At 69.5% G+C, this 17595-nt stretch carries 18 protein-coding genes; 9 read left to right on the top strand and 9 right to left on the bottom strand.

The genetic code is table 11. From position 1 onward, the window contains the following. The first annotated feature begins 301 nt into the window (after nucleotides 1-301). A complete protein-coding gene (locus AC1DS4_RS04235; protein WP_477615259.1) occupies nucleotides 302-1099 on the top strand; it encodes an IclR family transcriptional regulator in 798 nt (265 codons plus the stop codon). 124 nt (nucleotides 1100-1223) lie between these two features. Beyond that, a complete protein-coding gene (locus AC1DS4_RS04240) occupies nucleotides 1224-2447 on the top strand; it encodes a 4-hydroxybenzoate 3-monooxygenase (RefSeq protein WP_477632609.1) in 1224 nt (407 codons plus the stop codon). Nucleotides 2448-2485: 38 nt separating this feature from the next. Here AC1DS4_RS04240 and AC1DS4_RS04245 read toward each other — a convergent pair whose 3' ends face one another. Further along, nucleotides 2486-3172, bottom strand: a complete 687-nt coding sequence (locus AC1DS4_RS04245; protein ID WP_477632608.1) for a substrate-binding domain-containing protein — start codon at nucleotides 3170-3172, stop codon at nucleotides 2486-2488. Between the two features lie 98 nt (nucleotides 3173-3270). Between AC1DS4_RS04245 and AC1DS4_RS04250 the strand changes: the two genes are divergently transcribed. Genes AC1DS4_RS04250 through AC1DS4_RS04270 form a run of 5 tightly spaced genes read left to right on the top strand, consistent with a single transcriptional unit; the run spans nucleotide 3271 to nucleotide 8260 of the window. Then, entirely contained in the window at nucleotides 3271-4296 is a 1026-nt protein-coding gene (locus tag AC1DS4_RS04250; RefSeq protein WP_477615256.1) for an amidohydrolase family protein, read from the top strand. 24 nt (nucleotides 4297-4320) lie between these two features. Then, the gene (gene ligK, locus AC1DS4_RS04255; RefSeq protein WP_477615255.1) at nucleotides 4321-5010 is read left to right on the top strand and encodes a 4-carboxy-4-hydroxy-2-oxoadipate aldolase/oxaloacetate decarboxylase; all 690 of its coding nucleotides are present in this window, start codon (nucleotides 4321-4323) and stop codon (nucleotides 5008-5010) included. Between the two features lie 7 nt (nucleotides 5011-5017). Beyond that, entirely contained in the window at nucleotides 5018-5947 is a 930-nt protein-coding gene (locus tag AC1DS4_RS04260; RefSeq protein ID WP_477615254.1) for an amidohydrolase family protein, read from the top strand. Further along, complete coding sequence (ligA, locus tag AC1DS4_RS04265) at nucleotides 5944-7305, top strand: protocatechuate 4,5-dioxygenase subunit alpha (RefSeq protein ID WP_477615253.1); 1362 nt, start codon at nucleotides 5944-5946, stop codon at nucleotides 7303-7305. Before AC1DS4_RS04260 ends, ligA begins: the two co-directional genes overlap by 4 nt. 1 nt (nucleotide 7306) lies before the next feature. Continuing rightward, nucleotides 7307-8260 carry a Gfo/Idh/MocA family oxidoreductase gene (locus AC1DS4_RS04270; RefSeq protein ID WP_477615252.1) on the top strand — a complete coding sequence of 318 codons (954 nt, stop codon included), beginning with the start codon at nucleotides 7307-7309 and terminating at the stop codon, nucleotides 8258-8260. A 37-nt stretch (nucleotides 8261-8297) separates the two neighbouring features. Here the strand turns inward: AC1DS4_RS04270 and AC1DS4_RS04275 are convergent, their stop codons facing one another. From AC1DS4_RS04275 to AC1DS4_RS04310, 8 genes are all read right to left on the bottom strand, one after another. Next, nucleotides 8298-9269 carry an aldo/keto reductase gene (locus AC1DS4_RS04275; protein WP_477615251.1) on the bottom strand — a complete coding sequence of 324 codons (972 nt, stop codon included), beginning with the start codon at nucleotides 9267-9269 and terminating at the stop codon, nucleotides 8298-8300. Between the two features lie 102 nt (nucleotides 9270-9371). After that, nucleotides 9372-10373 carry an alpha/beta hydrolase gene (locus AC1DS4_RS04280; RefSeq protein ID WP_477615250.1) on the bottom strand — a complete coding sequence of 334 codons (1002 nt, stop codon included), beginning with the start codon at nucleotides 10371-10373 and terminating at the stop codon, nucleotides 9372-9374. 14 nt (nucleotides 10374-10387) lie between these two features. After that, nucleotides 10388-11200, bottom strand: a complete 813-nt coding sequence (locus AC1DS4_RS04285) for an alpha/beta hydrolase fold domain-containing protein (protein ID WP_477615249.1) — start codon at nucleotides 11198-11200, stop codon at nucleotides 10388-10390. Further along, on the bottom strand, nucleotides 11197-12474 hold the full coding sequence (locus AC1DS4_RS04290) for an amidohydrolase family protein (RefSeq protein ID WP_477615248.1): 1278 nt from the start codon (nucleotides 12472-12474) through the stop codon (nucleotides 11197-11199). The genes AC1DS4_RS04285 and AC1DS4_RS04290 overlap by 4 nt, the downstream gene beginning before the upstream one ends. Nucleotides 12475-12592: 118 nt before the next feature. After that, entirely contained in the window at nucleotides 12593-13438 is an 846-nt protein-coding gene (locus tag AC1DS4_RS04295; RefSeq protein WP_477615247.1) for a fumarylacetoacetate hydrolase family protein, read from the bottom strand. A 2-nt stretch (nucleotides 13439-13440) separates the two neighbouring features. After that, nucleotides 13441-14325 carry a fumarylacetoacetate hydrolase family protein gene (locus AC1DS4_RS04300; protein WP_477615246.1) on the bottom strand — a complete coding sequence of 295 codons (885 nt, stop codon included), beginning with the start codon at nucleotides 14323-14325 and terminating at the stop codon, nucleotides 13441-13443. 120 nt (nucleotides 14326-14445) lie between these two features. Further along, entirely contained in the window at nucleotides 14446-15015 is a 570-nt protein-coding gene (locus tag AC1DS4_RS04305; RefSeq protein WP_477632607.1) for a carboxymuconolactone decarboxylase family protein, read from the bottom strand. Further along, nucleotides 15012-15830 (bottom strand): IclR family transcriptional regulator, encoded by an 819-nt coding sequence (locus AC1DS4_RS04310; protein WP_477632606.1) that lies wholly within the window; start codon nucleotides 15828-15830, stop codon nucleotides 15012-15014. Before AC1DS4_RS04310 ends, AC1DS4_RS04305 begins: the two co-directional genes overlap by 4 nt. Before the next feature lie 150 nt (nucleotides 15831-15980). Here AC1DS4_RS04310 and AC1DS4_RS04315 point away from each other — a divergent pair, with 150 nt between their 5' ends. Next, nucleotides 15981-16739: an SDR family NAD(P)-dependent oxidoreductase gene (locus AC1DS4_RS04315; RefSeq protein WP_477632605.1), complete on the top strand. Its 759-nt coding sequence runs from the start codon at nucleotides 15981-15983 to the stop codon at nucleotides 16737-16739. Nucleotides 16740-16785: 46 nt separating this feature from the next. Then, nucleotides 16786-17580 (top strand): SDR family NAD(P)-dependent oxidoreductase, encoded by a 795-nt coding sequence (locus AC1DS4_RS04320; RefSeq protein ID WP_477632604.1) that lies wholly within the window; start codon nucleotides 16786-16788, stop codon nucleotides 17578-17580. Nucleotides 17581-17595: the final 15 nt, after the last annotated feature.

The following is a 17595-nucleotide window of genomic DNA, read 5'->3' on the forward strand; positions in this document are numbered from 1 at the left end:
CGGGTCAGGCCGCGGCGATGAGCGCCTGCGCGTGGTCTGCGCGCTGGAGCGCCCGGAGTCGTGCCGCCCGGATCGTTCATTCTGCTGATGCCGCCTTCGAGTCAAGAACCGTGCGGCGCCCATCTGGCCACGGCACGTGGTTATCCCTATGACTGGCAGACTCTTGGGCCCGCTCGTCGTGACGACGGTTGGCGGGAATGTGATGGCGGTCATGCGCCAGCCCCCGCGGAGGTCAACCAAACGGCCCACTCGCTCATGGGCCGAACGGACGCGGCGCCGTCGAGGGTGACAGGATCGGCTCATGGCACGCGAAGGGCTGACCGCGGGCGGCAAGGCCCTGGCGGTCCTGTCCACGTTCGGACGCGACCACGCCCAGCTGACCCTGTCCCAGATCGCCCGCCGGACCGGGCTCCCTCTCAGCACCGCACACCGCATCGTCGCCGAGCTCGCGGACTGGGGGGCCCTCGAGCGTGACGACGAGGGAAGGTGGCACATCGGCTTGCGCCTGTGGGAAGTGGGCTCCCTGTGTCCGCGCGGCCAGATCCTGCGCGAGGTGGCCCTCCCCTACCTCCAGGACCTCTACGAGGTCACCCACGAGAACATCCAGCTCGCCGTGCGCGAGGGCACCGAGCTCACGTTCGTCGAGCGCATCGCCGGCCACCGGTCCGTCGAGCTGAAGACGATGGTGGGCACCCGCTTCCCCCTGCCGTCGACGGGCGTTGGCCTGGTGCTGCTCGCCTTCGCCCCGACCGACATCCGCGACGCCGTCCTGTCCCAGCCGTTGCCCCGACACACCGAGTTCACGGTCACGGACCCGCGTCGCCTGCGCGCCATGCTGGCGTCCGTGCGACGACATGGGTATGCCGTGAACGACCGCCAGCTGTCCGACCACACCGTGGGGTTGGCCGCCCCGGTCCGGATCGGCGCCGGAGGTCCCGTCCATGCCGCCATCGGGATCGTGGTGCTGGGCAAGACCGCTGCTGCGGTGCGCCACCTCCGCCAGCCCGTGGTTGCCGCTGCCAACGCCATCTCGGTCGAGCTGGGCCGTCGAGCGGGCAGCCCTGCGACAACCGACGTCATGATCTCCGCGCAGCGATAGCCCTTCCACCTGACGGAAGTTGCCTGTGGCGGCACGGGGCAACCGGCGATGCTGGACTCGTCAACCAGCGAACGGCCCCCCAGCCGCCGACTGGCACCCCTCCCACCGACCCGAGGAGACCCGGGTGGAATCCGCTCCGACAACGCCCGTCGACAGCGTCCTCGACGTGCCCGTCGCCATCGTCGGAGCCGGGCCGGCCGGGTTGATGCTCGCGCACCGGCTGGGCAGGGCAGGCATCGACTGCGTGAACATCGACCTCCGCACCAGGGCAGAGATCGAAGGCACGCACCGCGCCGGGATCCTCGAGGCCGGCGCCGCTCGCGACCTCGTCGATACGGGCGTCTCGGACCGGATCCTGCGGGACGGGCACGAGCACGACGGGACCGAGCTGCGGTTCGCCGGCCGGGCCCACCGCATCGACTTCCGGGAGCTCGTCGGCGGGTCGGTCTGGCTCTATCCCCAGACGGACGTCTTCATCGACCTCGCCAACGCCCGGGACCGGGACGGTGGCACGGTCCACTACGGCGTGACCGAACCGGAGGTCAGCGGGATCGACGGCGACCGACCGACGCTGCGCTTCACGAGTGCGGACGGTGGGCGCCACGAGGTGCGCGCCAGGGTGGTCGTCGGTGCCGACGGCTCACGGTCGATGTGTCGTTCGCTCATCCCCGAGGCGAGCCGCACCCAGTACTTCCGTGAGTACCCGTTCGCGTGGTTCGGGATCCTCGCCGCCGCGCCGAAGAGCGCACCCGAGCTCGTCTACGCCCACTCCGAGCACGGCTTCGCGCTGATCAGCCAACGCACCGACCTCGTGCAGCGCATGTACTTCCAGTGCGACCCCGAGGAGGACACCGAGGCGTGGAGCGACGAGCGGATCTGGGAGACCCTGCAGTCGCGCGTTGCTGGCGCCGACGGCTTCTCGCTCGTCGAGGGCCCGGTCATCGAGAAGACCGTGCTGCGCTTCAGATCCTTTGTGCAGCAACCCATGCGCTGGGGGTCGATGGTGCTGGCGGGCGATGCGGCGCACACAGTTCCGCCTACGGGAGCCCGCGGCCTCAACCTTGCCCTCCACGACGTGAAGGTGCTGGCCGAGGTGATCCCGCGTGCTCTCGCCAGCGCAGGACTCGACGCGCTCGACGACTACGAGCCGCGGGCGCTCAACCGGGTCTGGAGGGCACAGAACTTCTCGTACTGGATGACGCAGATGCTGCACAGGGCGCCCGGTGCCAGCGCCTTCGACCTCCGTCGACAGCTGGGTGAGCTGGACAACGTCGTCTCCACGCGCGCCGGTCGGACCTACCTGGCCGAGCAGTACGCCGGGTGGCCCAATGACTCCTCACGGCAATGACTCGTCAGGGCAGTGACTCCTGACGTCAGTCGACGGGATCAACCGGCAGGGGCAAGGGCATGACGCCTGACGATCTCGTGCGTGTCAGGGGCGGCGAGCCGGACCAGTGCGGCCAGCGCCTCCGTCGGATGCTCCGACGCGGTCGGCACCGCCCCGGTGAAGGTCGTGAGGATCTCCGCTCCGGGCGGCATCGGGCCGACCACGGTGACGCCAGGTGCGGCTGCGAGCTCACTGCGTTGCTGGAAGCCGAGATCGGCCGCGCCGTCGGCGAGCAGCCGGGCAACCGGCATACCCGGAGGTGCCTGGACCCACCTGTCCGCGAGCCGCTCGGTGAGGCCCCACGTGTCCACCAGGCCCACCAGCGCGGAGCCACTGGGCCCGGTGGAGTAGCCGATTCGCCGTGAGGCAAGAAGGGCGGCAACCAACGACTCGACGCTGCTGACGTCCGGCACGGGAGCGCCCTCCGGGACGCCGACCACGACGTCGGAGACGAACAACGGCACGATCGTGTGGCGGTCGACGAGGCCGTCGCGAGCGAGCGCCTCGATCGCGTCGCCCCCCAGCACCGCGACGTCGGCCTGCTCGCCTTCCCGGAGGCGTCGCGCCACCTCGACGCCCCCGGCCGACTGCACGACGAGCTGGCTCAACCCGAGGTCGCCCTCAGCCGTCAACGCGGCGAGGACGTCGCGGGTGGCCATCGACGAAAGCCCTCGCAGGGTCAGCACGAGGACCACGCTAGGTGCACCTCCCGGCCCGCCACAGAGGCCTTCCGTCAGACGGAAGGCTGCCTCTCCGGAGCATTCTCGGGTGCGAGGCTGGACTCGTGATCATCGACTGCCACGGGCACTACACGACGGCGCCGGCGCCGCTCGAGGCCTGGCGCAACGCGCAGGTCTCCGCGATCGGCCACCCCGACAACGCGCCGGACCCGGCGGCACTGCGGATCACCGACGACGAGATCCGCGCCAGCATCGAGGCCAACCAGCTGCGGCTCATGGACGAGCGCGGCATCGACGTGACGATCTTCTCGCCGCGCGCGAGCTTCATGGCGCACCACATCGGCGACTTCGACGTCTCCTCGACCTGGGCGCGGATCTGCAACGACCTCTGCCACCGGGTCAGCACGCTCTATCCGGAGCGGTTCGTGATGGGGGCGATGCTGCCACAGTCGCCCGGGGTCGACCCGGCGACGTCGGTGCCCGAGCTGCGTCGTGCGGTCGAGGAGCTCGGCGCCGTCACGGTCAACCTCAACCCCGACCCGTCCGGTGGCCACTGGGACAGCCCACCGCTGACCGACCGGTCCTGGTACCCGATCTACGAGGCGCTGGTCGAGCTGGACGTCCCGGCCATGGTGCACGTCAGCACCTCCTGCAACCCCGGGTTCCACACGACGGGAGCGCACTACCTGAATGCCGACACCACGGCGTTCATGCAGCTCCTCCAGGGCGACCTGTTCGCCGACTTCCCCACCCTGCGACTGGTCATCCCGCACGGCGGTGGCGCGGTCCCCTACCACTGGGGCCGGTTCCGGGGCCTGGCCATGGCGCTGAAGCGGCCTGACCCGGAAACGTTGCTGGCCAACGTCTTCTTCGACACCTGCGTGTACCACCAGCCCGGCATCGACCTGCTGACGAACGTCATCCCCACCAGCGCCATCCTGTTCGCGAGCGAGATGATCGGGGCCGTCCGCGACATCGATCCCCGCACCGGCGCCTACTTCGACGACACCAGGCGATACGTCGACGCGACACCCCACCTCACCGATGCCCACCGCGAGGACGTGTATGCCGCGAACGCGCGACGTGTCTACCCGCGCCTGGACGCGCGGCTGCGTGAGCAGGGACGCTGACATGAGCACAGAGGAGGAGACCCCATGAGCGGGACCGAGCTCGGTGTCGTGCACACCAGGATCGAGCGGGCCGACGCGGACGCGGTGCGGGCCCTGTCGGCCTACGGTGTCGCGACCGTCCACGAGGCCATGGGCCGGGTCGGCCTGATGCGGCCCTACCTCCGGCCCGTCTACCGCGGCGCGAAACTCTGTGGCCCTGCCGTGACAGTGCTCCTGCAACCCGGCGACAACTGGATGCTCCACGTCGCGGCTGAGCAGGTCCAGGAGGGAGACGTCCTGGTTGCGGGCTGCACGACCGAGAGCGAGGACGGCTTCTTCGGCGAGCTGCTCGCCACCTCGCTGCGTAGTCGTGGGTGCGCCGGGCTGGTCATCGACGGTGGCGTCCGGGACGTTGAGGACCTCGAGAAGATGGACTTCCCCGTGTTCAGTCGGGCCATCAACGCCAAGGGCACGATCAAGGCCACCCTGGGTTCGGTCAACATCCCGGTCGTGTGCGCCAACGCCCTCGTCAACCCCGGCGACGTCGTCGTGGCCGACGTCGACGGGGTGGTCGTCGTGCCCGCGGCGAGGGCCTCCGAGGTCGCTGCCGAGGCGGGCAGGCGCGAGGCCAACGAAGAGGGCAAGCGGGCCAAGTTCCGCAGCGGGACACTGGGGTTGGACCTCTACGACATGCGTGAGCCGCTCGCCCGTCTCGGCCTGCGGTACGAGGACTGACGCCCCGATGAGCGAGACGACGACGAAGACGCCCGGGTGGCTCGACTGGTACGCCGAGCCGACGAAGCCCCACTTCGTCGTGCCCCCCGGCGCGGTCGACGCACACTGCCATGTGTTCGGTCCCCGCGCGGAGTTTCCCTTTGCGCCCGAACGCAAGTACACGCCCTGCGACGCCTCCAAGGACCAGCTCTTCGCCCTGCGCGACCACCTCGGCTTCAGCCGCAACGTCATCGTCCAGGCGACCTGCCACGGTGCCGACAACCGGGCCATGGTCGACGCCCTCCGGGCGGCCGACGGTCGGGCGCGCGGGGTGGCCACGGTCCGGCCCGGCATCTCCGAGCCCGAGCTGGCCGACCTGCACCAGGCAGGCGTGCGCGGCGTGCGGTTCAACTACGTCAAGCGGCTGGTCGACACACCCTCCCCCGAGGACCTCCGTGACGTCGTCTCCCGGATCACGCCCTTTGGCTGGCACGTCGTCATCTACTTCGAGGCACCCGACCTGCCCGAGCTGCGCGACTTCTTCACCTCGATCCCCCTGCCCCTCGTCGTCGACCACATGGGCCGGCCCGACGTGGCGGCGTCGCCGGACGGACCGGGCTTCACCGGTTTCCTGGACTTCATGCGGGACAAGCCCGACGTGTGGTGCAAGGTGACCTGCCCCGAACGCCTGTCGCGGACCGGGCCACCCGCCCTCGATGGCGAGCGCACGGCATACCGGGACGTCGTGCCGTTCGCTCGCCGCGTCGTCGAGGAGTTTCCCGACCGGGTGCTGTGGGGCACCGACTGGCCGCACCCGAACCTCACCGACCACATGCCCGACGACGGCCTGCTCGTCGACGGCATCCCCCACATCGCACCGACTCCCGAACTCCAGCGGGCGCTGCTCGTCGACAACCCGATGCGCCTCTACTGGCCCGAGGAAGGATCAACCCCATGACCATGGACAAGCCATATCTCGACGTGCCCGGCACGACGATCTTCGACGCCGACCAGTCGGCCAAGGGCTACCACCTGAACCAGTTCTGCATGTCCCTCATGTCGCCGGAGAACCGCAGCCGCTTCATCGCCGACCAGGGCGCCTACCTCGACGAGTGGGAGCTGTCGCCCGAGCAGAAGCAGGCGGTGCTAGACCTCGACCTCAACGAGTGCATCCGGCTCGGCGGTAACATCTACTTCCTGTCCAAGATCGGCGCGACGTTCGGCCTGTCCTTCCAGCAGATGGCCGGGTCCATGACGGGCATGACCGAGGCCGAGTACCGCGACATGATGCTCGCCGGCGGTCGTTCGATCGAGGGCAACCGGATCCGCGACGCGCTTGCCGCGCGGATCGTCGAGGAGGGGTATGCCGCGCCGTCCACCGCCGCCGACGGCCACCCCACCATCACGGCCAGCGTCTACACCTCGCACGTACCGGCGATCGGTGCGGCGATGGACCTCGGGAAGACCGAGGAGCCTTACTGGAAGGCGGTTTTCGACGGTTACGAGTGGTCCCGTCAGTGGATGGCCGACAACACCCCCGACGTCGTGATCCTCGTCTACAACGACCACGCGACGGCCTTCGACCTGCACCTCATCCCGACCTTCGTCATCGGGACCGGTCCGCACTTCCCGGTCGCCGACGAGGGGTACGGGCCGCGACCGGTCCCGCCGGTGGAGGGCGACCCCGACTTCGCGGCGCACCTCGCCCAGTCGCTCATCCTCGACGACTTCGACCTGACCCTCGTCAACGAGATGGCAGTGGACCACGGCCTGACCGTGCCGCTGTCGCTCATGTTCGGAGAGCGCGCGCCGGATGAGCCGTGGCCGTGCAAGGTGATCCCCCTGGCCGTGAACGTCGTGCAGTACCCCGTCCCGCACGGCGCCCGGTGCTACGCCCTGGGTCGCGCCCTGCGCCGTGCCGTCGAGTCCTACGACCGGCCGCTGCGCGTCCAGGTCTGGGGCACTGGGGGGATGAGCCACCAGCTGCAGGGACCGCGAGCCGGACTGATCAACCGGGAGTGGGACAACGCGTTCCTCGACCGGCTCATCTCGGACCCGGCGGGGCAGTCGGAGGTGGGCCACCTCAACTACGTCGAGGAGGCCGGGTCCGAGGGCATCGAGCTCGTCATGTGGCTGATCGCCCGCGGCGCGATGGCCGACGTCGCCGATGACGGTGGTCCCGGCGCCGGGAGCACCGAGGTCCTCCACCGCTTCTACCATGTGCCGGCCTCCAACACCGCGGTCGGCCACCTGGTCCTCGCAAACCACCCGGCCAGCGACCCGGCCAGCGACCCGGCCACCCCGACCCAGGAGTGACATGACCAACCAGCCGATCCGAGTGGCCCTCGCCGGAGGCGGCGCCTTCGGCGCCAAGCACGTCAACGGACTCAAGCGCATCCCCGACGTGGACGTGGCGGCCGTCGTCAGCAGCTCCCTGGAGTCGGGAGAGGCGTTCGCGGCCGAGCACGGCATCGGACGCGCGGTGGCCACGCTCGACGACATCCTCGCGATGGACGACGTCGACGCCGTCATCCTCGCCACCCCGACCCCGATGCACGCCGACCAGACCCAGGCCGTCCTGCGGGCCGGCAAGCACGTCCAGGTCGAGATCCCGCTCGCCGACTCGCTGGCTGGGGCGGAAGCGTGTGCCGACCTCCAGGAGAAGACCGGGGTGGTCGCGATGGTGGGCCACACCCGCCGGTTCAACCCCAGTCACCAGTGGGTGCACCAGCGGGTCGTGGACGGCAGCTTCCACGTGCAGCAGATGGACGTGCAGACCTATTTCCTGCGCCGCCGGAACCTCAACGCGCTGGGTCAGCCGCGGTCGTGGACCGACCACCTCCTGTGGCACCACGCCGCCCACACCGTGGACCTCTTCGCCTACCAGACCGGCTCGCCCATCGTGCAGGCCAACGCGATCCAGGGCCCGATCCACCCCGAGCTCGGCATCGCGATGGACCTGTCCATCCAGCTGCGCGCCGAGAGCGGCGCGATCTGCACCCTGTCCTTGTCGTTCAACAACGACGGCCCGTTCGGCACCTTCTTCCGCTACATCGGCGACACCGGCACCTACCTGGCGAGGTACGACGACCTCAGCACGGGCAAGGACGAGCCGATCGACGTGAGCAAGGTGGCCGTGTCCATGGACGGCATCGAGCTGCAGGACCGCGAGTTCGTGTCAGCCATCCGCGAAGGAAGGCAACCCAACTCCTCCATCGCCGACGTCCTCGACTGCTACCGAACCCTCGACGCCTTGGAGCGGCAGCTGTAACTCCACCCGCAGGTGGCGACGACGGGGGTGCGAGGGGTCAGTACCAAGAGGGACCCTGGGGCGTGTACTCCTTCTCCATGGTTTGAGCCTCTTCATCGGTCAACTCGACATCCAAAGCGGCAACCGCCTCCGGCAGATGGTGATCCTTCGTGGCACCGACGATCGGGGCAGACACCAGCGGGTTGCGCAACACCCACGCCAAGGCCACCTGCGCCATCGTCAAACCACGCGCGTTCGCGACCGCCTCGACCGCGGTGACGACCGGTTCGTCGAAGGGAGAGTCGAAGGCCTGGACGAGGTGATCGACATCGGATCGGTGCGACTGCTGTCCCCACGGGCGGGCAAGCCGCCCCTTGCCTTGTGGCGAATAGGGCACGCAGCCCACACCCATGTCGGCGCACATGGCCATCAGCTCTGATTCGTCCTGGCGGCGAAGCAGGTTGTACTGGTTCTGCATGGACACGAATCGGGTCCATTCCCCCAGGTCTGCGGCGTGCTGCAGCTTGGCGAACTGCCAGGCGAACATGGACGAGGCGCCGACGTAGCGGACCTTGCCCGCCTTGACGACGTCGTGCAGGGCCTCCATTGTCTCCTCGACCGGCGTGTCGGGGTCGTAGCGGTGGATCTGGTACAGATCTACGTAGTCGGTGCCAAGACGGCCCAGCGACGCGTCGAGCTGCTCGAGGATGGCCTTGCGTGACAGACCTCGACCACCAGGCCCATCGTGCATCTTTCCGTAGACCTTTGTCGCGAGGACGATGTCTTCGCGTCGGGAGTAGCGACCGATGGCTCTGCCGACCACCTCCTCGGAGGTGCCGTGCTGGTAGACGTTCGCGGTGTCCCAGAACGTGATGCCCAGCTCGACGGCCTGCCGGAAGAATGGTTGTGCAGCATCGTCGTCCAGTGCCCAACGGTGCGCTGCTTCGGCCGTGGGGTCGCCGTAGCTCATGCAACCGAGCGCGAGCCGGCTGATGCGCAGCCCTGTGCTGCCAAGACGGGTGTACTCCATGGTCGTCTCCTTCGTGCGTGGCAGGTCGACGAGAGCAGGCGATGCGACGGTCGGCCGGCGGGTCCTGATCGATCCTCCTCCGCAGGTCGTACCTCGGCCTGGTCAGACGTGGCGCCCCGCTGACCCAGGGTCCAGCTGGGACGACAGCGCCGCGGCGAACCGGGCGAGCGTGCGCTCCGTCCCGGCAACGCGCGGCGACTCGTTGAGGTGACCGTGCAGGACGCCCGGCTCCGTGGAGACATCGCACTGCACACCGGCCTCGGCGAGCATTCGCGCGAAGTCCTCACCGGACACGCGTAGATCGTCGTACTCCGAGTTCACCATGGTCACCGGCGGCAACCCGGCGGGGTCGCCTGCCGCTGGCATGGCGTACGGGCTCACGGACGCGATGTCACCGCCGGCGTAGTCCCGGGTGATCCGCTCGACGTCTGCCGGACGGAAGCGCAACAGTTCCGGCACGTCGGACATGGCACCTTCGTGGGCGACGGGCTGCGGCGGGAGAACGGCGTGCAGACAGGGGTAGGCGAGCAGGAGTCGGCACGGTCGCACCTCGTCACCGTCGTCACGGAGCCTCATGGCTGCACCCGTGGCCAGGTTCGCGCCGGCACTGGCACCCCCGATCGCCACCCGCCGCGCGTCGAGACCGAGGGCGTCGGCGTGCACCACGACCCAGCGCCAGGCAGCCAGGACGTCGTCGAGCGGCACCGGGAAGGCGTTGGCGCCAGTGGCCGGGTCGACCAGCCGGTAGTCGACGCTGACCACCACTGCACCGGCCCGGACGACCAGCTCACGGGCCACGGCATCGGCCTCGGGCATCTCGAGGTCTCCGGCGACGAAGCCGCCACCGTGCAGCCACACCAGGCCGGCACGAGGCGTTCCGGGCGCGACACCACCGGATGAGTACACGCGCATCGGAACCGGACCATGCGGTCCAGGCGCCTCGACCGCCTCAGATTCCACCGCCGGTGGGACGTAGTCGGTCCGGCCCTGCGCCATGAACTGCTCGAAGCGCCCCCTCGACGCGGGATCACCGAAGGCCTCAGGCCAGGAAGCGATGCCGTCGATGAGGTGGAACCTGCGGGTGTAGTGGGGGTCGATCGGCATGAGAGTCCTCAGGGTCAGCCGGCGTGGGACAGCAGGAAGTCAGTCGTCCGGTCGACCAGCGCCTCGACCTCGTGGGCCCGGAGGGTCGGGAACATGTGCCCCTGCCCGGGCACGGTGACGAGGTCGGCGGTCCCGCCAGCGGCCAGGAGCGCCTCGGCCAGCCGGGCGCTCTGCCGTTGTGGCACAGCCAGATCCGCGTCACCGTGGACCAGGAGGAAGGGCGGTGCGCCAGGGCGGACGTGACTGACGGGGCTCGCCTCCCGAGCCAGCTCGGGGACGTCGGCCGGCGGTCCGCCGAGGAGCATCGCCTCACGCGAGCCCGGGCCGCGGTCGGCGTCGCCCCCCACCTCCGCCTGGTCGTCGGGCATCGCCAGCAGGTCGGTGACCGGGTACCAGAGCGCGACGGAGCTGACGGGCGGTGCAGCCTGCCCACGCAGAGCGTGCAAGGCGGCCAGGTGACCGCCGGCGCTGACCCCGAACGCCGCCATGGGCAGGTCACCGAGGCCGAGCCCGTCCCGGTTGGCGACGACGTAGTCCCAGGCTGCCGCGACGTCCGTGGGCTGGGCCGGGAACTGCGCCTCGCCGCTGAGCCGGTAGTCGGCACTGACGATCGCGACGCCGCTGCCGGCCATGCGCTCGAAGAGCCGGCCCGACGTGGGCGACAGTGGCCCGGGGCCGGCCCGTCGCGATCCCACCCGCCAGCCGCCTCCGTGCAGGTAGAGACAGATCAGCCGCGGCGACCGCGGCGCGTAGACGTCGAGCGCCAGCGGTCGGAAGCCGGGCAGGCCGGCATACACGACGTCCCGGCGGATCTGGACCTCGGTCACGAGACGGCCGCCACCTCCGGCGAGCGCTTGTGGAACCGTCCGCCCTGCACGATGCACACGAGGTTGTCGGCGTCCTCGAGGATCGTCACGTCGACGGTCGGGTCGCCGTTCACGACGAGCAGGTCGGCGAGGTAGCCCTGCTTGAGCAGCCCGAGCTCGTCACCCATGCCCATCAGCTGACCGCCGTACTGGGTGGCCGCGACGAGGGCCTCGGCGGGTGAGTAGCCCAGCTCGGTGACGAACAGCCCGAGGTCGCGGGCGTTGCGCCCGATCGGGTTGTTGGGGAAGCCGTAGTCGCCACCGATGAGGGCCCGGATGCCGCGCTTGCGGATCGCGGGGTAGATCGCCTGCATCCCCGCGAGCGCGTCGACGGAGCCCATCTGCTGGGCAACCTCGGTGGTGATCCCGAACTCGGCCCCCTCGTGGACGTTGGCGTAGATGATGCCGGGCGCAGGGCTGACGAACAGGAAGTCCTTGTTGGCCTCGAGCAGGTCCAGGCCCTCCTCATCGGCGTACGTGCAGTGGTAGATCGAGCGGAAGCCTGCGCGGACAGCGAGCTTGACCGACTCGGGTGACTGGCAGTGGCCGTTGAGCCACACGCCGACCTCACGGGCGGCTTCGCCGGCGGCGTTGAGCTCGTCGGCGTCGTACTGCGTCATGTGGCTGCCGCCGGGGACGAAGACGTCGTCGTTGCTCACGAGGAACTTCACGCTGTCGAAGCCCATCGCCGCCTGCTCGCGCACCCACCGCGCGCAGGCGTCGGGACCGGTCCAGTCGGGCTCGACGTGGCCGTCGGGGCGTTGCGGGTGGTTGTCGCGCTCCGCTGCCGCCGCCAGCATCCGCGGCCCCGGGATCACCCCGCCGCGGATCTTGTCGCGGACGACCGGCTCGACCGGCATCGGGAGGAGCGACCCGGCGGAGTATGCAGAGGTGAAGCCCGCGTCGAGCACGATCTTCGCGTTGCGCTCGGTGCGGGCCAGCTCGGACTCGAAGCCCTCGATGTGGTGGAAGAACGACACGTCGAGCGGCGGGTTGAACGACGGGTCGATGTGCCCGACCGCGGAGGGGAAGGTGAGGTGGGCGTGGCTCTCGATCATGCCGGGCATGACCGTCCGGCCCGCCACGTCCACGACCTCGGCGCCGTCGTGGTGATCCGGGTGGTGGCCCTGTCGGACATCGACGATCCGGTCGCCCTCGACGACGACCTCCCCGGGGAAGGCCGGCACCCCGGTCCCGTCGAAGACCTGCCCGCCGGTGAAGATCGTCCGACTCATGGTGACTCCATTATCACATCGTGAAAGTTGATTTCATTCCTACCAAAGTGTGCTCAGGTCCGTCCAGCATGTCAAGACTGGCCAGCCACCGCCCGAGCATCGGTGCTGTCCAACAGACTCAGACGAAACGCTGCCGGATCTGGCCGATGCCCTCGACCGAGCTCACCAGCTCCTCGCCGGCCTGCAGGAAGCGAGGCGGGGTCCTGCGGTTCCCGACCCCGGCAGGGGTGCCAGTGAAGATGAGGTCCCCCGGCAGCAACGGGCACACCGAGGAGATCCGGGCCACGAGGTCGTCGACGGGGAAGATGAGCTCACTCGTCCGACCGCTCTGGAGGACCTCGTCGCCCAGGCGCGACTCGAAGCCGAGGTCGTCCCGGTCGGGCAGCGCATCGGGGGTCACGGCCCATGGGCCGGTGGGACCGAACCCCGGGTGGGACTTGGCGAGCGAGAACTGCGGAGGCGTCCCACGGAGCTGCTGGAGGCGCTCCGACAGGTCCTGTCCCACGGTCACCCCGGCGACGGCGGCCCAGCCCTGCGCGCGGGGAATCCGGTACCCGCCCGACCCGATGACGACCACGACCTCGATCTCCCAGTCGACGTTGCCGGGCGGCAGCGCCACCTCGACGTCGGACCCCGTGATGCAGGTCGGGAACTTCGTGAACAGCAACGGCTCCTCAGGCGGCTGGTAGCCGGCCTCGGCCGCATGCGGCCGGTAGTTCAATGCCACCGCGAAGACCTGACGAGGCATCGGGACGGGCGCCCCCAGCCGACCCACTGCCACCGGAGCGGCACCGGACCAGTCCGCGGTGGCGGCCCACCGGCATACGTCATCCCACTGGGCGAGGGCGCCGACCGCGTCGGCAGGCAGGTCCCCGCCGGAGGCGGTGGCCACGTCGAGGACCTCGACCTGCGGGTCGTCGCCGCGGACGAGGACGAAGCGCCCGTCGAGTGTCCCGAACCGCACGCTCAGTCCTCGTGGTCGGCGTAGAGGTCGGTCGTGTAGGGCTCGGTGTCGTGGCGGTCCCGCCACGCGATCACGTGGTTGCGCAGGACGCCGACGCCCTCGATCTCGGCCTCGACCTTGTCGCCGACCTGGAGGTAGAAGTCGAACGGGTTGGGCTGGATCGCCGCGACGCCGGAGATGGTGCCGGTCGTGATGATGTCGCCCGCGCTGTAACCCTGGGCCGAGTGGTGGGCGACGAGGTGCGGGATGTCGATGAGCATCTTGGACGTGTTGCCGGCCTGGCGGACCTCCCCGTTGACGCGCAGCTCCATGGCGAGGTTCTGCGGGTCGGGCAGCTCGTCCTTCGTCACGATCCACGGCCCGATCGGGCAGAACGTGTCGATCGCCTTGGAGAACGAGAACACACCCGACTGCATCTCGCGACGCTGGATGTCGCGGGCGGTGATGTCGTTGAAGACGAGGTAGCCGGCGATGTAGTCCTCTGCCTCCTCGGGCCCGAAGAACTTGCCGCTCTTGCCGATGACGATGCCGAGCTCGAGCTCGTAGTCGAGTTCCTTGGTCAGACCCTCGGGGTACACGATCGCCTCGTCCGGGCCGATGATCGCGTCCACGTTCTGGAAGAAGACGATGCCCTTGTGGACCGGGTGGCTCCAGTCGACGGCCTGGAGCTCCTCGTGGTGGTCGGAGAAGTTGCCGGCAGTGTGGAAGAACTTCTTCGGCACGATCGGCGCGCGCAACGTGACGTCGGCAAGGGCATGCGTGGCGCCCGTCTCGCCGACCTGGCCCCCGCGCTCGAAGAACTCTCGCGTCGAGGGGACGTCGAGCTCGACGACGGTGTCCCCTTCGAGCCTGCCGACCTTGCCGTCATCGAACGTCACGAGCTTCATGGGGGCACTCCTCATCGAGATACGAAGACTCTCACATCGCGAAAGTCATTTTCACAAATGGTCACTCAGGTTTCGACGCCTGTCAAGGCAGTCGAGGCGAGGTGGACGTTCAGTCGGCGGTCAGGCCGACGGCACGCCGACGCGAAAGACCCTCAGCTGCAGGGCGAGCGTCGCGTAGTAGCCGACGAGGGTCGTGAGCTCGAAGACTCCGGACTCCCCCATCAGGGCAACGGCCTTCGCGTATGCCGCGTCGTCCAGGTCGCCGTCGGTCACCAGCGCGAGGGTGAGCTCGGCGACCGTGCGCTCGTCCTCGGGAAGCACGGCATACGAGCCGTCCTGTATCCCACTGAGCTCGTCGTCCGTGAGCCCGACGTGCCGGCCGACCGCCTCGTGGGCGTACCACTCGTACTCGGAGCGCCAGTGGACTCCGACGACGAGGATCGCGACCTCGCGGGCGCGGTCCGACAAGGCGGTCTCGTACCGGATGGCCGACCCCACCGCCTGGAGCGGACCGCCCACCCGGGGCTGGAGGAGGAAGGCGTTGAACGGCCCCTCGAGGCCACCGTCCTCGTCACGCAGGCGGAACAGCTGCGGTCCTTGGGCGCGCTTGCCACCAGCGATCGCGTCGTAGACGACCCGCTGGTCGTCGTCGAGGTGGGGCGGGGACAGCTTGGCGAGCCGGCGCGTCACGCGACGATGCCGGACGAGGCCAGCGTGGAGATGTCGGCACACGTGGCGAGCAGCTCCGGCTTGAGCTCCTCGAGCAGTCGTTCGCTGGACCAGTCCCGAGCCTGCACAGCGACATTCACCCCGGCCACGACCGCCCCTCCGGGCCCGACGATCGGTGCAGCGACCGAGCGGAGCCCGTACGCCAGCTCCTCGTTCTGGGTGGCCCACCCCTGGCTGCGGATGGCCGCGAGCTCGTCCTTGAGGGCCGCCAGGGAGAGCTTGGCGTTGGGACCGTGCTGGGTGTCGAAGGACGCGGCGGTGATCCTCGACTTGAGGTCCTTGGGGTCGAGGTTGGCCAGCAGCAGCTTGCCGATCGATGTCGTGACCGCGGGCAGTGTGGAACCCACCTGGATGTTGGCCGTCACGAGGTCACGGTTGCGCAGGCGGATCAGGTAGAGCACCTGGTCGCCCGTGAGGACCGCGAGGTTGACGGTCTCACCCGTCAGCTCCGCGAGCTGCTGGAGCTTGGGCGTCGCGAGCCCGACGAGGTCGAAGCTGCGCAGCGCTGCGGTCCCCAGCGTCAACGCCTTCACCCCGGGCCGGTAGTCGCCTCCGGGAAGGTGGTCGAGGTAACCCTCGGAGACCAGGGTCATCACGACGCGGTACACGGTCGGCATCGGCAGACCCGCCTCGGCGGCGAGGTCGGTCACCCGCCAGGTGGGGCGCTGCTCGTCGAACAGGCTCAGCAGGCGCAGCCCCTTGGCGAGCGCCTCCACGCGGTACTCGGGCTTGTCGGCGGGCTCGCCCTTGTCCGCCGCGGTCGTCCTCGGTGTCATGCGAACCTTCCTGTCCCATAAGCGCTGAGCGTTCCCTGTGAGCCAGCCTAGAGCCGCCTCCCCCGGACCCACACTGGACACATCGTCGGCGGTGGGTTACTTTTGCAGAAAGCGACTTTCATCATACGAGAATTGGGAGAGGCAGGCAAGGTGAGCAACTGGCTGTCCCTGCGGGAACGGCCCGCCCTGGTCGTCGGAGCAGGTGGGTTGGGCGGAGCAAGCGCACTCGGGCTGGCGGCGCAGGGCGCGCACGTCGTCGTCGTCGACCGCGACGCCGAGGCCCTCGACGCCGTGGCGCGCCAGGCCAAGGAGTCAGGCACCGAGCTGGCCACCATCGAGGCAGACGTGGGCACGGCCGAAGCCAGTCGGGCCGCGGTCGAGCAGGCGGTGCGGATCGTCGGCACTCCCCAGGTCTTCCTCCACGCCGTCGGCCGCAACACCCGCCGCCCCGTGCTCGAGCTCTCCGACGAGGACTGGCAGCAGATGGTCACCCTCAACCTGTCCACAGCCTGGTGGCTCGGCCAGGAGGTCGGGCGCCGGATGGTCGCCGCGGCATACGGTCGGATGGTGTTCGTCTCCTCGGTCTCCGGCCTGCTCGCCCACCCGAACCACGCGCCCTACGCCGCGAGCAAGGGTGGCATCAACCAGATGATGCGGGTGATGGCTCGTGAGTGGGCCACCCACAACGTGACGGTCAACGCCGTCGCGCCGGGCTACATCGAGACCGAGCTGACCCGCGCCTACCTCGACACCGACGGCCACCGCGAGGAGCTCGAGTCGCTCGTGCCCGCCGGTCGGCTGGGCCGACCCGAGGAGGTTGCCGACGCGGTGACCTTCCTCGCCTCCGACCGTGCCAGGTTCGTCACGGGACAGGTCCTCTACATCGATGGTGGCCGGGTCCTCGTCTGAGGCCTCTCCCCGCCACCGAACCCTCCTACCGCGAAAGGCCCTCCGTATGCCGCTCAACCCCGTCCCGATCCCCCGCCGCTTCGAGGGTCGTTCAGTCGTCGTCACCGGGGCCGGCACCGGCTTCGGAGCCGAGATCGCGGTGCGCGCCGCGCAGGAGGGTGCCCGGGTCGTCGGCATCCACTACCGCAGCTCCAAGGCCGGGGCCGAGAAGACCGCCGAGCGCGTGCGCGCCGAGGGCGCGGAGACGGTGCTGCTGCAGGCCGACATCGTGCACTGGGACCAGGTGGCGGCAATGGCGGACGCGGCCTTCGAGCAGCTCGGTGGCGTGGACGTGCTGGTCAACAACGTCGGCGACGTGGCGCGCGAGCAGATGTCCTGGCGGGACATCACCGAGGAGTCGATCGACCACGTCCTCGCCGTCGACATCAAGGGCACGATGGCCTGCATCCACGAGTTCGGCAGCAGGATGCTCGACCAGGGTCACGGCAGCATCGTCAACATCGGCTCGACGGTCATCGTCCGTGGCAGCGCCCGCGCGCCGCAGTACGCCGCGGCCAAGTACGGCCTCCTCGGCGCCACCAAGTCCTACGCCCACGCGTTCGCCCCGACCGTGCGTGTCAACATCTTCGCTCCCGGATTCATCGAGACCGAGGCCACCCTCGGCCGCGAGGACTGGAAGTCCGGGCGCGGTGAGCAGCTGCGCAAGCTGACGCCGATGGGTCGCATCCCCGGTCCGGCCGACTACGCCGGCGCCGCCCTCTTCCTCGCCACCGACGACGCGGACCACATCACGGGTGGCTACCTCGTCGCGGACGGCGGCTACAACATGGTTGGCGCCTGAGGGCTTCGACCTTCC

It is taken from the genome of Pedococcus sp. P3_C7 (genome assembly GCF_056402615.1).

Bases quoted from the DNA above. Each gene is read 5' to 3' on its own strand.
- AC1DS4_RS04235 (WP_477615259.1), top strand. From the start codon at position 302: ATGGCACGCGAAGGGCTGACCGCGGGCGGCAAGGCCCTGGCGGTCCTG.
- ligK (WP_477615255.1), top strand. From the start codon at position 4,321: ATGAGCGGGACCGAGCTCGGTGTCGTGCACACCAGGATCGAGCGGGCC.
- AC1DS4_RS04260 (WP_477615254.1), top strand. From the start codon at position 5,018: ATGAGCGAGACGACGACGAAGACGCCCGGGTGGCTCGACTGGTACGCC.
- ligA (WP_477615253.1), top strand. From the start codon at position 5,944: ATGACCATGGACAAGCCATATCTCGACGTGCCCGGCACGACGATCTTC.
- AC1DS4_RS04270 (WP_477615252.1), top strand. From the start codon at position 7,307: ATGACCAACCAGCCGATCCGAGTGGCCCTCGCCGGAGGCGGCGCCTTC.
- AC1DS4_RS04275 (WP_477615251.1), bottom strand. From the start codon at position 9,269: ATGGAGTACACCCGTCTTGGCAGCACAGGGCTGCGCATCAGCCGGCTC.
- AC1DS4_RS04280 (WP_477615250.1), bottom strand. From the start codon at position 10,373: ATGCCGATCGACCCCCACTACACCCGCAGGTTCCACCTCATCGACGGC.
- AC1DS4_RS04290 (WP_477615248.1), bottom strand. From the start codon at position 12,474: ATGAGTCGGACGATCTTCACCGGCGGGCAGGTCTTCGACGGGACCGGG.
- AC1DS4_RS04300 (WP_477615246.1), bottom strand. From the start codon at position 14,325: ATGAAGCTCGTGACGTTCGATGACGGCAAGGTCGGCAGGCTCGAAGGG.
- AC1DS4_RS04310 (WP_477632606.1), bottom strand. From the start codon at position 15,830: ATGACACCGAGGACGACCGCGGCGGACAAGGGCGAGCCCGCCGACAAG.
- AC1DS4_RS04320 (WP_477632604.1), top strand. From the start codon at position 16,786: ATGCCGCTCAACCCCGTCCCGATCCCCCGCCGCTTCGAGGGTCGTTCA.